Origin of the sequence: Paenibacillus sp. JDR-2 (genome assembly GCF_000023585.1) — a bacterium.
GTDB lineage: Bacteria > Bacillota > Bacilli > Paenibacillales > Paenibacillaceae > Pristimantibacillus.
This window is the reverse complement of sequence record NC_012914.1, coordinates 6708220-6721907: the sequence shown is the minus strand read 5'-3', so window position 1 is coordinate 6721907 and position 13688 is coordinate 6708220. Positions and strand designations below refer to the sequence as shown.

Sequence of the window (13688 nt, the reverse complement as noted above, 5' to 3'; positions counted from 1 at the left end):
GAACAACGGAATTCAGATGCCTTGGCTTGGCTTTGGCGTATTCAAAACAAAGGAAGGCGTCCAGGTGGAGCAAGCGGTTGCGGATGCCCTGGAGGCAGGTTACCGCAGCATCGATACAGCGGCGATCTATGGTAACGAGGAAGGCGTGGGCAACGCGATTGCCGCAAGCGGCCTGAAGCGCGAGGAGCTGTTTGTTACGACAAAGGTATGGAACAGCAACCAGGGCTTTGAGAGCACGCTGAAGGCTTTCGAGGAAAGCCGCCGCAAGCTGAAGCTGGAAGTTATCGATTTGTATCTGGTTCACTGGCCGGTGGCCGGTAAATACAAGGATACTTATCGTGCTTTGGAGAAGCTGTACAAGGAAGGGCATGTGCGGGCAATTGGCGTCAGCAACTTCCTGATTCCTCATCTGAACGATCTGCTTGGCAGCTGCGAGTAGTGCCTGCGGTGAATCAGGTGGAATTCCAGCCATACCTGACTCAGCCTGATCTGCAAAGCTATTGCAAGGAGCGCGGCATTCAGCTTGAGGCATGGAGTCCGCTGCTTCAGGGTAATCTCGATGTACCGCTTCTGCAGGAGATCGGACAAGCCCATGGCAAATCGGCCGCGCAAGTTATTTTGCGCTGGGATTTGCTATGCGGCGTCGTCACTATTCCGAAGTCTGTTACGAAGAGCCGGATTATCGAGAACGCGGACATTTTCGATTTTGAACTAACCGCTGAAGAGGTGGAGAAGATCAACGGCTTGAATGTCGGCCGCCGCTATGGATCCGACCCCATGAATTTCAATTTCTAACATTAAGCATTGCGAATAAGGGGGGTGCCGCCGTCGCACCCTATGACTGTGGCGGAAATCGGGCGGCCTTGCTATTGACATTGTTAACTGTAATTGATATTATTACAGTACTAAACAGGGAGGCCGTTCACATTGAACAGCGAATTTACGATTGCCGTACACAGTCTCGTTTATTTAGCCTATCTGCCCGAGCGGATGGCAAGCAGTGAGATGATCGCCGACAACGTAGGCACGCACTCCGCGCGCGTCCGCAAAGTAATGAGCGGATTGCGCAAAAGCGGCTTTGTCGATACAAGAGAAGGCGCGGGAGGCGGCTACAGGCTTACAATTGATCCAGATGTCGTTACGCTTGGCGATGTATACCGCGTCATGGCGCAGGGCTCTTTTATTCCGAGCTGGTGCTCGGGTGATCCGGGTATGGATTGCGTCGTTGGCTCGAATATGAACCAAGTGATGTTCGGGATCTTCTGTACGGCCGAGAAGCAGCTGGAAGGCTACTTCAGCGGCATCACGATTTCCGATGTACTGAAGCAAATTCACGCTTGTGGTTGCGATTAGGTTACAATAAAACGGTACGTGGCGGAATTCCCTTATCATATTATTTTGGAGAGGATGATTGACAATGGCAGTAGCATTGACAAAAGATAACTTTGCAACTAGCGTGGAAAACGGCGTTTCTCTGGTAGACTTCTGGGCACCTTGGTGCGGACCTTGCAAAATGCAGCTCCCTATCGTAGAAGAGCTCGCAACTGAACTGGAAGGCCAAGCTACAATCGCGAAAATCAACGTTGACGAAGAGCCTGAACTGGCTTCCCAATTCGGCGTAATGAGCATCCCTACACTGATCCTGTTCAAAGACGGTCAACCCGTTGACAAAATGGTCGGCGTACAAAGCAAAGACGCTCTGAAAGCAAAAATCTCCGGCCAACTGTAAGATTTGGCTGTAAAGTATGAAAAGCCAGGGACCTGCGTATAACGCGGGTTCTTGGCTTTTTTCAGTGCAGCAAAGTACCTCTGGAGGAAGGCGCACGACCAAGCACTTTTTTGTACGCGCGGAAAAAGGCGGAATAATCGCGGAAGCCCGCGTCCGCGGCGGCCGAGCTTGCGGTGTGGCCCTGCTGGATCAGGTTCTGAGCCATCACGACGCGTTTGTGTATCAGGTAATTGCCAACGGTTGTTCCCGTCGCTTTGCGGAAGATTTTGTTCAAGTGGTGCTTGCTTATGAAAAACGTGGCGGAAAGCTCGTCCAGCGTAACGGTCTCGGTAATCCGGTCGTTTAAAAACGCAAGGATGGGAGCAATCGATTTGGCGGTAGCGAAATCCCGCAAAACGCTTTTTTGGATATGGCTCATCATAAGAATTTGCGACAGCAGCGCTTCCAGCCGGATCCGAAGCAGCATGTCCCGGATCGATTCGTCGGCCTGCCAGGCCTCGATCAGCTGCTCAAAGAAGGAAAAGATTTTCTCATCGTTCGTATAATAAATCCCTTCCGCGTTCCGAAAGTTGTGAAAGGCAGACAGCAGGACGGTCTGATTCTCGGGAGGCAGAATGCCGGGAACAAAATGAAGCGATATCCGCTCATAAGGGATGTCGCTTTCGATTTTTACCCCATGAAACACATGGGGGGCAATGAGGAGCAGACTATGCGGCTCCAGTACGTACCGTTGCCCTTCCACCAGATAGCTGACTTTCCCGCCTATAAAATAAAACACCTCGTAGAAATTATGGCAATGAAGCGCGTAGTCATTTGTTTTCTCCCGGTCGACCGCATGGTGAAGGATTAAGGAATCCGTTCGGATATCGACGAGCTTCACGGAATCTCCTCCTCGGGCTAATGTAGCTTTAGTCTAGAGGAAGACCGCTATATTTGCAATGTGATCGTCCCCATTCGCAATGGCTCTGTACCTCCCGGAGACTATAATTAAGAGATGTAAGGGATAACGGGATTTACCTTGAGGAGGAGCCATTTGCGATGATTCTAGGAGCACAGCTGTACACGGTTAGATCTTTTCTCCAGACGGAAAAGGATATTCGTCGAACCTTGCAAAAGATTGCAGAAATGGGTTACAAATCGGTTCAGATTTCCGCGATAGGAAATATCCGTCCCGAAGTCTTGAAGAAAATTTGCGACGAGCTTTCTCTTCAGATCGCGCTCACGCATACCAATGCGGACCGGATCCTGAACGAAACGGAAAAAGTGATCGAAGAGCATGACATCCTGGGCTGTAACTATATCGGAATCGGCGGCATGCCGGATAAATACCGCGAGCCGGACTGGTATGGCTATTTTGCGGAGGACTTTCGGGAGGCTGTTGGCAAAATCGCCAAGGCTGGCAAGCTGTTTATGTACCATAACCACCACTTCGAGTTCGAGAAATTCAAGAAGTGGAACGGCAAACGGCTGATGGAACGATTAATTGAGGATTTCTCTCCGGAAGAGATGGGCATTACGCTGGATACGTATTGGGTGCAGGCGGCAGGCGCGGACGTATGCGAATGGATCGGAAAGCTGAAGGACCGTCTCCATTGCGTTCATCTGAAGGATATGGCGGTTCGCGGCACGGAGCAGCTGATGGCACCGGTAGGGGAAGGGAATATGAATTTCCCGGCCATTCTGAAGGCTCTCGAACAGACGAACGCCAAGTACCTTCTTGTGGAGCAGGACGTATGCCAGACCAGTCCGTTTGAATGTCTGCAAACCAGCTATAACAATTTGGCCGCGCTCGGCTACCGCTAGGAGGCAGGAGAAGGATTATGACAAAGCTGCGCATGGGGATTATCGGCATGGGAAATATGGGCTCGGATCATGCCAAGAAGCTAAGCAAGGGGGCCGTTCCCGAGGTAGAGCTGACGGCGGTATCCGAGATGGACGGCAAGCGGCTTGAGGCTTGCAGGTCGTTTTTGCCGGAATCGGTTGAGGGATTCGCGAGCGCCGAGGAATTGATGGACAGCGGGTTATGCGATGCGGTAATTATCGCTACGCCGCATTACGATCATCCACGGCTTGCGATTACGGCTTTCCGAAAAGGGCTGCACGTATTATGCGAGAAGCCGGCAGGCGTATATACGAAGCAAGTCCGCGAAATGAACGAACAAGCACAGGAAAGCGGCTTGGTGTTCGGGATGATGTTCAATCAGCGAACCAATCCGATGTACCGGAAAATGCATGAGCTGGTGAACGGCGGAGAGCTTGGGGCGATTAAACGGGTGAACTGGATTATTACGGATTGGTACAGATCGCAGGCTTATTATGATTCCGGCAGCTGGCGCGCAACTTGGGCAGGCGAAGGCGGCGGTGTGCTTATTAATCAATGTCCCCACAATATCGATCTGCTCCAGTGGATCTGCGGTATGCCGGAGAAGGTGCGGGCCTTCTGTCATGAAGGGAAATGGCATCATATTGAAGTCGAGGACGATGTAACGGCGTATATGGAATTCGCAAACGGCGCAACGGGCGTATTCGTTACGACAACCGCCGATCTGCCGGGAACGAACCGGCTGGAAATTACGCTGGAGATGGGCAAGCTGGTATGCGAGAACGATACTTTAACGCTGCATAAGCTTAGCCAGAACGAGCGGGAATTTTGCTTCGAGACAAAGGACGGGTTCTCAAGGCCGGAAGTAACGGTATCCGTCGTGCCGGTTGAGGGAGATAACAGCCAGCATCTAGGGGTCATTAAGTCCTTTGCAAGGGCCGTGCTTCACGGGGAGCCGCTTATCGCAGGAGGAGAAGAAGGCATTCATAGCCTCGGATTGTCCAATGCGATGCATCTGTCCAGCTGGCTTGGCGAGACCGTCGCGCTTCCGGTGGATGAGGAGATCTATTTGGAGGAGCTGAACAAACGGATAGGAGCCTCGAAGCGCAAGAATGCCGCTCCGGTTATGTTCTCGATGGACGGCAGCTTCGGCTCCTGATGGCTGCAGCCGAGGCAGCAATAACGAAATAAGCTCTATACCGCGTCAGGCGTACAACAGCGATTGTTGTACGCCTGTTTGCGTGAAGACGGCCCGAATCTTACAAACGGATAACCGATCAAATGAACCGATAAGTCCCGGCTTGTCCATTATTGGTATACTGAAGGTTACACAAACCAGAGGTTCAACTAGTCCCAACTGTGAAGGAAAGCAGGGAAACGGTATGAGAAGGATTGCAGGACGGTATCAATGGCTAAGGTTCAAAGGCGCATGGTCCGCGTTGTTCTGGTCTTACATGGCTATTCTTCTGTTGTTAATCATCATTGGCAGTTTGCTGTATTGGCGGGCTAACGAAGTGGTGGAGCATTCCGTGGAGCAGACGAACTCCGCTATGCTTGGGCAGCTGAGAGAGCTGGCGGACGGCCAGTTTCAGATGATCGATCAGCTGGAGCAGCAGATCGCGAACCATCCCAAGCTGTATCAGATGGTGAATCAGCCTGCGCAAATGACCGATCAGGAGCAGTATGACATGATCGAGGTGGCGGAGGACCTGCAACGGTATAAGCTGTTGTCGCCGTTTATTTACGACTTTTACATGTACTTCCCGAAATCCGGCACGATGCTGGGGCCAGGCGTCAAAACAACGCCTCAGTTCCTGTTCGACAAGGTGAGCCGCTTTGACGGAATGAATGCGCAGGAGTGGATCAAGCAATTCGAGAGCGGCTACCATTACCGTTCCTTTATCCCGGGGATGCAGGTTACCGGTGCATTGGGAGAAAGAAACGACATTATCGCTTATATGCAGACCCTTCCGAGGGTTGACCGATCCAAGCGTATGGCTACCTTATTCATCATGATTAACGGCGAGCAGCTTAGAAAAATGCTGGGAACGCTGGCGGAGGCGGGAAAAGGTGAGATTTACATCGTCGATTCTTCCAACCGTATGATTAGCTCGACAGCGGAATTGAAAGGCGGTCTGCCGTTCCGGTATGCCGATATGGGAGGCGATGCAGGGAAGCTGACGTCCGCAATGACCGGGCAGGATACGGTAATTTCTTTTGCCTCATCCCGAGTGTACGACTGGAAATACGTGCTGGAGGTGCCGCGCGGCGTTTTTCTGAAGGAGGTCAATAAGGTTCGGAACTGGGCGCTGTTATTGTTTGTTTTGGCAGCGTTTTCAGGCGCGGTCGTATCTGTGTATCTTGCGTCCAGAAACTCCAGGCCCATCCGGGATCTGGTGTCCGCTCTAACCGGCGGCGCGCCGGCTTCCCGAAAGCATGGCCCAATCGAATACGAGACGATCCGTTCGTCCATTCAGTCGGCGAGGCTGACGGAGTCGGAGCTGAGAGCGAGGCTCTCCCAGCAGACGCCGATCATCCGCCTCCATTTCCTCAACCGTCTGATCAAGGGTTATGCCGACCCGCATGAGCTGCGGCCCGACTCTTTGGAGTTCATGAACGTCAGGTTCGTATCCGGCGACTTTGCGGTGATGCTGGTCGATACGGAGGAAAAAAACGTCTTGCCGGGAGAGCAGGATGACAAGGAATGGATGCTGGTTAATTTCGTTCTCTCGAATATTGCGACCGAGCTGGCGAACGAAAAACATATCGGCTTTACAACGGAGCTTGATCAAGGAAGCATCGCGCTATTGATCAACTTCAAAGAAGCAAGCGAAGAAGGCCGGAGCGAAGAACTCGCCGCGATCCGCGAACGACTGACACAGGTGCTGGGCGAGCGTTTCAGAATGAAAATCGCCATCGGCACCAGCTTTGCCGTTCACGATATTCAGTCCATAGGGGAGGCCTTCCGGGATGCGCTCAAGCAGCTGGATAATGCCCGCAAGAGAGATGCGGCCGACAATGGCGGCATTAAGCTCGCCGGCCAGATGCCCGCTTATTATTATCCGCTGGATATCGAGCAGCAGCTTACGAATTACGTCAAGTCGGGCGAGGAGGACAAAACGATACAGCTGCTGGATGCCCTTTATGCCGATCATGTCTCCGGCAACGAAGGCGACTCTCCGGTTGGCTCTTATTTTCTGATGCATCTTTCATCAACTTTGTTCCGGATTGCTCAAAACACGCCGAAGGTTGAGCAAGATCTTACAAGCCGGCTGTTAATCTTATATCCGAATAGCTTCCACCATCAACATGCTACATTCGAGCGGCTGCGGGAGGATTTCCGGCAGGTCTGCCAGCTCTGGAAAACGGGGCGGAGCGACCAGGGGAGCCGGATGCTCGAGACCGTCTACCGGATTATCCGGGAGCGGTACAGCCAGAATATGCTGAGCGTTGGATTTATAGCGGACGAGCTTGGAATCACGCAGCCTTATCTGTCATCCTTCTTCAAGAAGGCGACGGGACAGACCATCGTAGAATACATCGCAAAAATCCGTCTGCTGGAGGCAAAACGCCTGCTCGCCGAGACCGATCTAACGGTAGCTCATATTGCGGGAGCGGTCGGTTATTCGAACGATATCGGATTTATCCGTTTCTTCAAGAAATACGAGGGGATTACACCCGGGCAATACCGGGCAAACGTACAGACGGAATGCCAATCTTAAATCCGGATTACTCTGTATCTTACGATCCGCATACGAATCCAACAAACGGGCGATACCCAATAAACGCTTCCTGCGGCTACTCTGAAGACGCGGCAGAATTTGAGCCAAAAAGGACGAGGGGGTACTTACATGAAGTACGGAAGCAACAAAAGCAAGGCAGCTGCGCTCGCGGCGGTTACGGCTTTAACCGTTGTATTGTCGGCCTGTTCCGGCAGCCAGTCCAGTAACAGTGAAGCCACCGTTTCACCGGAGAGCACGGGGAACGCCGGGGCGGCCGAGACGCCGGCGGACGGAAAGATTGTATCGGAGCCGCTGACGCTGACCGATTTTGTTCAAATGTCGGGCAATCCGGCTCCGGGCATGAAATCTTTTAATGATATGGCTGCTTATAAGGAGACCGAGAAGCTGACGGGCATTCATATCGATTTCCAGCATCCGACCGTCGGTCAAGAGAAAAACCAGTTCAACCTTCTGATGAGCTCCGGCAAATACCCGGACATTATCGAGTGGGGCTGGGGCGATTATCCCGGCGGCGGCGTAGGCGCCATGAATGCCGGGGTTATTATTCCGCTTAACGATTACATCGAGAAGTACGCGCCGAATCTGACCAAGCTGCTCGCGGACAATCCGGATATACGCAAGGATGTGTCGACGGATGACGGCCGCATCTATGCGTTCCCGTTCCTGAGAAGCGATCCTTATCTTCGCACTTATCAAGGTCTTGCGATCCGCCAGGACTGGCTGGATACCGTTGGCCTGCAGATGCCGACAACCATCGACGAATGGCATAACGTGCTTAAAGCTTTCAAAGAAAAGGATCCGAACGGAAACGGCAAGCCGGACGAAATTCCGCTTCTGATCGCCAAGGATACGCTGCTTAACTTCAGCAACGTATTCCTGAACGCATGGGGGACGACGGGCCGCTTCAACCTGCAGGACGGCAAGGTTGTTTTTGGTCCGATTCAGCCGGCTTACAAGGAGTTTCTCCAGACGCTGCGCAGCTGGTATGAAGAAGGATTGATCGACCGCGATTATGCCGGAACGGACGGCAAGCAGAAGGATGCGAAATGGACGGGCGACGTGCTTGGCGCATCGGAGCTTGCCGTAGGCGGCGGAATCGGCAAATACACAACCGCAATGGCTGCGAAAAATCCGAAGTTCAACCTGGCCGGCGCGCCATATCCTACTTTAAACAAAGGCGACAAGCCGGTGCTTGGCCAGCGCGAGCCGATCTTTAACGGAGTAGGGGCTGCGATTACGAAGGATAACAAGCATGTCGTCGAGACGGTCAAATGGCTGGACTTCAAATACGGCGAGCAAGGCCATATGCTGTTCAACTTCGGCATTGAAGGCAAGAGCTACGAATTGAAGGACGGCTACCCGACCTATACGGACGAGATTATGAAAAATCCGGACGGACTGGCGTTTGCGACGGCTATAGGGCAATATGCGGTGCCGTTTGGCGGTCCGTTCGTCCAGGATATGCGTTATCAGGAGCAGAACGCTTCGCTTCCTCAACAGAAGGAGGCGCTCAACACCTGGATGGCTGTCGATAACGACGGACTGCTTCCCCCGCTTACGTTCACCAATGAGGAATCCAGCAGGCTGGCGGCTATTATGGCGGACGTCAACACGTACCGCGACGAGATGTTCGATAAGTTCGTCATGGGAGCGGAGCCGCTCGAGCATTTCGATAATTTCGTGAAAACGATTCAAGGCATGGGCATTCAGGAAGCGCTGGAAATTGAACAGGCGGCGTACGACCGCTATCTGAAACGATAGGCAATGCCGGTCTGGCGGGCTTCTTGGGGAACGCAAAAGCTGCGTTGCCGAGCAAGCCCGTTTTGTCCGCCCGCATCCTGAAGGAGGTTCAACAATTGAAAATGCAATGGTCCCGCAACAAATATATTTATTTCATGCTCCTGCCGGTTGTTGTGTATTACGTTGTATTTATGTATTTGCCGATGTACGGTCTTCAAATCGCCTTCAAAGATTTCTCTCCCGCAAAAGGGATTTGGGGGAGCGCTTGGGTCGGCTTCGACCATTTCAAATCGTTTTACGAGAGTTATTATTTCTGGAGATTAATCCGCAATACGCTTCTCATCAGCTTATATGAACTCGTATTCGGTTTCCCGGCTCCCATTCTGCTGGCCTTGCTGCTGAACGAGATCCGGTCCCGTTACTTTAAAAATATCGTGCAGTCCATTACGTATCTGCCCCACTTCATCTCGGTGGTTGTGGTATCGGGGATGATGATCGATTTTCTCTCGAGCGATGGCATCATTAATCAGCTGACAGGGCTGCTTGGCGTTCAGCCGGTGTCGTTCCTTATCCTGCCGGAATGGTTCCGGAGTATTTATGTCTCCTCGGGCATTTGGCAGGGTGTTGGCTGGGGCTCGATTATTTATCTGGCCGCGATCTCCGGCATCGACCCAAGCCTGTACGAAGCCGCCAAATCGGACGGGGCGGGAAGGTTTCGTCAAATCTGGCATATTACCGTCCCGGGTATCCTTCCAACGATTATGATCATGCTGATCCTCCGCTTCGGCACGCTGATGGCGGGAGGCAGCATGGAGAAAATTCTCCTTCTGTACAATTCGACAACGTATGAAACCGCCGATGTCATCTCCACCTTCGTATACCGGAGGGGGCTTCTGCAGATGGATTACGGCTTCTCTGCAGCCATCGGTTTATTTAATAATGTTTTGAATTTCATTCTGCTTGTCACAGCGAACAAATTCAGCCGGAAAATCAATAACACAAGCTTGTGGTAGATTTAAGATTCAGTAGAGGAGGTGAGGCGGCCTTGAAGCCTCGGGTTCCAATCAGAGAGCAGATATTCGACGTTGCGAATACGCTGCTGATGCTTATATTGGTCGTCATTACTTTATATCCGTTCCTATACGTCCTGTTTGCTTCGTTCAGCAACCCCGCCGATTTGATCCAGCATCGCGGGTTGTTGCTCGCCCCGGCGGGGTTTAGTCTGGAATCCTACAAGCTGGTATTCGAGAATCCGATGATCTCGATCGGCTACTTAAATACGCTTATCTATGTAATTGGAGGCACCGCGTTAAATCTGGTCATGACCAGCTTTGCCGCATACGCCTTGTCGCGCAGGGGGGTCAAGCTGATTGGCCCGGTTATGTTCGGGATCGTGTTTACGATGTTTTTCTCGGGCGGACTGATCCCGACCTATTTGAACATGAAAAACTTAGGGCTGTTGGACAACAGATGGGCGATGATTCTGCCCTCCGCGATCAGCACATGGAATCTGCTCGTCATGCGTACTTCGTTCGCAAGCATTCCGATGGCGCTGGAGGAGTCTGCCCGGATCGACGGGGCGAACGATTTCAAAATCCTGTTCCGGATCTTTATCCCCGTTTCCTTGCCGATCATGGCGGTTATGACCTTGTTCTATGGCGTTGGCCACTGGAACTCCTACATGGATGCCCTGATTTACTTGCGCACCCGCGATCTGTATCCGCTGCAGCTTGTGCTGCAGGAAATTCTGATTACGAACAGTACGGACTCCATGATGTCGACCGTAGCCGACGTGGATAAGGGATTAATTACGGAAACGATCAAGTACGCGACTATTATTGTTGCGACGGTGCCGATACTGCTGCTCTATCCGTTTCTGCAGCGGTATTTCGTGAAGGGCGTTATGCTCGGGTCGATTAAGGAATAGCTGCAACTGAAAAACAAGCGGAGCATGAAGCTTCGCTTGTTTTTTTGCGAAATGGATAACATGAAAATATTGGGTTTAAACGCAACTTCTGGCGCAGCTGCCGCGTCTATTTAGCTGATTAACAAGAATGGAAAAGCATAGGAGGTTCGTTATGGTGATGAATCATCGCAAGAAGCTGGCCGTGCTGGTAACGGCGGTTATGCTGACGAGCAGTCTTCCCGCTGCAGCCTTTGCAGAAAGCGCTGACAAACCGGCAGCTTCGGCCGTATCGGTATCAGGAGATGCTGCGGGATCGGATGGAAGCGCGGTTGCTCCCGTTAATGTGAAGGTAACCAAGGAAAAGGCGGAATCTCTCGCCAGGCAGATGGTAAGCGTCCCGAAGGAATACGCGCTGCAAGGGGCTTCGCTCTCGTCCGATACGCTGGCTGGCGGCAAACGCAGCGTATGGGGTCTTGATTTCGTGTACAAGGTAAACGGTAAAAACAAGGGCAGCATCTATGTGCGGCTAAATGCGGATACCGGTCAGCTTCTTGATTACAGCACCTACCTCGATAATCCAAGCGCCAAGCCTACTTACCCGCTGAAGGTTGAGCGGGAGGCCGCGCAGAAAATTGCTTATTCCTTCTTGTCGGAGGTAGCGCCGACCTACAAGGATCAAGTGAAATTCAATCCGGAATACGGCGCGCAGCAGCTGCCTCCTTTGACGGGAGAGGTGCGCCACACGCTAAGATTTGACCGTGTTGTCAATGATATTCCTTACGCGGATAACTATATCGAGCTTGATGTCGACAGCGAAGGGCATGTCTTGCGTTACACTCTGCAGTGGGACGATACGATTCAATTTCCGAAGGTGGATGCCAAGCTGACAGCCGATGAAGCGAAGAAAAATCTGATTGAGCAGGCAAAGCCGGAGCTGCGTTACATTATCCCGTATAATCCTGAAGGGCCAAGCAAGCCGGTGCTGAGCTACGATATGGGAGCATTCGCGATTGATGCGGTTACCGGCAAAGAGGTGCAAAGCGGATACATCGATCCCGGCCAGGTATCGGGGACGCCGATAGCGGATAAACCGCTGGGCGAAGCTCCCGGAGCGGTGAATCTGACCGAAGAACAGGCGAAGCAAGCCGTGCTTTCAGCCTTCCCTATTCCTTCAAACGCGGCGTACACCGGCGCCAGCTATTACGAGAACGCGGATGATGGTGCCGGCGCCACGGTTGCGAGCTGGCGACTCGAATGGGAGCTGAAGAACGGAAAAGACACCATTGGCTCGGCATCGGCATTAGTCAATAGCCGGACGGGATTCATCAGCAGCTTCTATTCCTATCAAAACAACCAGAATGTCGGCGCGAAGCCTGCGTTGTCCTATGACCAAGCGGAAGCCAAGGCCATTGATGCGGTGAAGAAGCAGCTTCCTTGGGCGGCGGATGAGCTGTATATCGTGAAGCGGGATAAGTCGCAGTACGATCCGGATAAAGTGCCGAATATCGATACGTATTATTTCAGCTTCGTTCACAAGATTAACGGCGCAACGGCCGATTACGACAACGTGAACGTATCCATTGATTCGAATACGGGCTCGGTGCGCAGTTACGATGCCAGCATCAACCCGTATAAATATCCGGGGACCGCGCCTAAGGTCATTACTCCGGCGCAAGCCATTGAGAAGTGGATGACTTACTACCGGACGGAGCTGACTTATTATTTGACGCAAAATTACGTGTACCAGGGCCAGCCGATTCCGGTAGAGAAATATAAGACGCTGCTGGCTGCCGGGGTGATTCAGCCGTCGGATGTGGAATCCAACACTAACGCTCAGTTGATCTACCGGCTAGTACCGCGCCAGCTGGATGAATCCATCTTCCTGGATGCGGAATCGGGCAGCTGGAGAAACCGGGACACCGGAGACGTTACCCAGCTGGAGAAACCGAAGGCTACCGATATCGACGGCCATTGGGCACAGCGCCAGCTGGAGCTGATGGTGGCCTACAAAGCGCTTGACGTGAAGGACGGCAAGGTCCGTCCGAATGAAATCGTAACCCGCGGCGAGCTGATTAAAATGCTTGTGCTGGCTATGAACAGCGGTCGTCCGCCGGTATTGTACGCAGGGTCGGCGGATTCAACGGCAGCGGCTTCATTTGCCGATGTCGGCACGAAAAATCAGTATTATGCTTACGTCGAAAGCGCGCTGCAGCAAAATCTGATCGACATCGGCGACGGTTCGTTTAATCCAAACGGCAAGGTGGACCGCGAAGAGATGGCGGAGCTGATTGTCCGAGCGCTTGGGTACAACTCCCTCGCCAATTACGATAATTTGTTCAATATCAGCTTCAAGGATGCAGACAAGACGGAGAAGAAGGGTCAGGCGGCTATCGTTGTCGGACTCAAAATTATGACGTTGTCGAACGGCAACTTCCAGCCGGCTAAGCAGGTATCCAGAGCCGACGCTTCCGTAGCCTTCTTCCGCTTCCTGCAGACAAGGGCGGAGCTTCAAGAGGCGCCGCTGCGCAATTAAGACTGGCCAATAAGAAGCCCCCGTTTGGTTCGCTGCCGTGGCAGCTTCCAGGCGGGGGCTTTATGTTTCGATTAGTCCGTTTTTTTGTTCTTGGAGGAGAAATTCGTAACGGACTTCGCATCCTCAATCGTATCGTTGACAAATGCCATATCTTGGTTCTTTGCCTTCATGGCCGTTGTCCCTTTATAATTGCCTTTGTGGCTTTGATTTTCCAT

General features: G+C 52.4%; 11 protein-coding genes and 1 pseudogene. 10 read left to right on the top strand and 2 right to left on the bottom strand.

The features are described 5' to 3' along the window. Positions 1-16: 16 nt before the first annotated feature. The 3 genes and pseudogenes from PJDR2_RS29480 (at position 17) to trxA (ending at position 1729) form a co-directional block, all read left to right on the top strand. Positions 17-795, top strand: a pseudogene (locus PJDR2_RS29480) (aldo/keto reductase). Between the two features lie 132 nt (positions 796-927). After that, complete coding sequence (locus tag PJDR2_RS29475; RefSeq protein ID WP_015847399.1) at positions 928-1353, top strand: RrF2 family transcriptional regulator; 426 nt, start codon at positions 928-930, stop codon at positions 1351-1353. Between the two features lie 64 nt (positions 1354-1417). Then, positions 1418-1729: a thioredoxin gene (gene trxA, locus PJDR2_RS29470; protein WP_015847398.1), complete on the top strand. Its 312-nt coding sequence runs from the start codon at positions 1418-1420 to the stop codon at positions 1727-1729. 61 nt (positions 1730-1790) lie between these two features. Here the strand turns inward: trxA and PJDR2_RS29465 are convergent, their stop codons facing one another. Further along, complete coding sequence (locus PJDR2_RS29465; protein WP_015847397.1) at positions 1791-2609, bottom strand: AraC family transcriptional regulator; 819 nt, start codon at positions 2607-2609, stop codon at positions 1791-1793. A 158-nt stretch (positions 2610-2767) separates the two neighbouring features. Between PJDR2_RS29465 and PJDR2_RS29460 the strand changes: the two genes are divergently transcribed. The 7 genes from PJDR2_RS29460 to PJDR2_RS29430 all read left to right on the top strand — a co-directional run bounded on the left by PJDR2_RS29460 (position 2768) and on the right by PJDR2_RS29430 (position 13473). Then, the gene (locus PJDR2_RS29460) at positions 2768-3532 is read left to right on the top strand and encodes a sugar phosphate isomerase/epimerase family protein (protein WP_015847396.1); all 765 of its coding nucleotides are present in this window, start codon (positions 2768-2770) and stop codon (positions 3530-3532) included. Positions 3533-3549: 17 nt separating this feature from the next. Beyond that, complete coding sequence (locus PJDR2_RS29455; RefSeq protein WP_015847395.1) at positions 3550-4710, top strand: Gfo/Idh/MocA family protein; 1161 nt, start codon at positions 3550-3552, stop codon at positions 4708-4710. Positions 4711-4933: 223 nt separating this feature from the next. Next, the gene (locus PJDR2_RS29450) at positions 4934-7273 is read left to right on the top strand and encodes an AraC family transcriptional regulator (RefSeq protein WP_015847394.1); all 2340 of its coding nucleotides are present in this window, start codon (positions 4934-4936) and stop codon (positions 7271-7273) included. Between the two features lie 129 nt (positions 7274-7402). After that, positions 7403-9055, top strand: a complete 1653-nt coding sequence (locus PJDR2_RS29445) for an extracellular solute-binding protein (RefSeq protein WP_015847393.1) — start codon at positions 7403-7405, stop codon at positions 9053-9055. 101 nt (positions 9056-9156) lie between these two features. Continuing rightward, on the top strand, positions 9157-10047 hold the full coding sequence (locus PJDR2_RS29440; protein WP_083778282.1) for an ABC transporter permease: 891 nt from the start codon (positions 9157-9159) through the stop codon (positions 10045-10047). Positions 10048-10136: 89 nt separating this feature from the next. After that, on the top strand, positions 10137-10961 hold the full coding sequence (locus tag PJDR2_RS29435) for a carbohydrate ABC transporter permease (RefSeq protein WP_049790192.1): 825 nt from the start codon (positions 10137-10139) through the stop codon (positions 10959-10961). Positions 10962-11112: 151 nt separating this feature from the next. After that, positions 11113-13473, top strand: a complete 2361-nt coding sequence (locus tag PJDR2_RS29430; RefSeq protein ID WP_015847390.1) for an S-layer homology domain-containing protein — start codon at positions 11113-11115, stop codon at positions 13471-13473. Positions 13474-13544: 71 nt separating this feature from the next. Here the strand turns inward: PJDR2_RS29430 and PJDR2_RS33335 are convergent, their stop codons facing one another. Continuing rightward, positions 13545-13688 carry a hypothetical protein gene (locus tag PJDR2_RS33335; RefSeq protein ID WP_015847389.1) on the bottom strand — a complete coding sequence of 48 codons (144 nt, stop codon included), beginning with the start codon at positions 13686-13688 and terminating at the stop codon, positions 13545-13547.

Bases quoted from the DNA above. Each gene is read 5' to 3' on its own strand.
- trxA (WP_015847398.1), top strand. From the start codon at position 1,418: ATGGCAGTAGCATTGACAAAAGATAACTTTGCAACTAGCGTGGAAAAC.
- PJDR2_RS29460 (WP_015847396.1), top strand. From the start codon at position 2,768: ATGATTCTAGGAGCACAGCTGTACACGGTTAGATCTTTTCTCCAGACG.
- PJDR2_RS29455 (WP_015847395.1), top strand. From the start codon at position 3,550: ATGACAAAGCTGCGCATGGGGATTATCGGCATGGGAAATATGGGCTCG.
- PJDR2_RS29450 (WP_015847394.1), top strand. From the start codon at position 4,934: ATGAGAAGGATTGCAGGACGGTATCAATGGCTAAGGTTCAAAGGCGCA.
- PJDR2_RS29445 (WP_015847393.1), top strand. From the start codon at position 7,403: ATGAAGTACGGAAGCAACAAAAGCAAGGCAGCTGCGCTCGCGGCGGTT.
- PJDR2_RS29440 (WP_083778282.1), top strand. From the start codon at position 9,157: ATGCAATGGTCCCGCAACAAATATATTTATTTCATGCTCCTGCCGGTT.
- PJDR2_RS29435 (WP_049790192.1), top strand. From the start codon at position 10,137: ATGCTTATATTGGTCGTCATTACTTTATATCCGTTCCTATACGTCCTG.
- PJDR2_RS29430 (WP_015847390.1), top strand. From the start codon at position 11,113: ATGGTGATGAATCATCGCAAGAAGCTGGCCGTGCTGGTAACGGCGGTT.
- PJDR2_RS33335 (WP_015847389.1), bottom strand. From the start codon at position 13,688: ATGGAAAATCAAAGCCACAAAGGCAATTATAAAGGGACAACGGCCATG.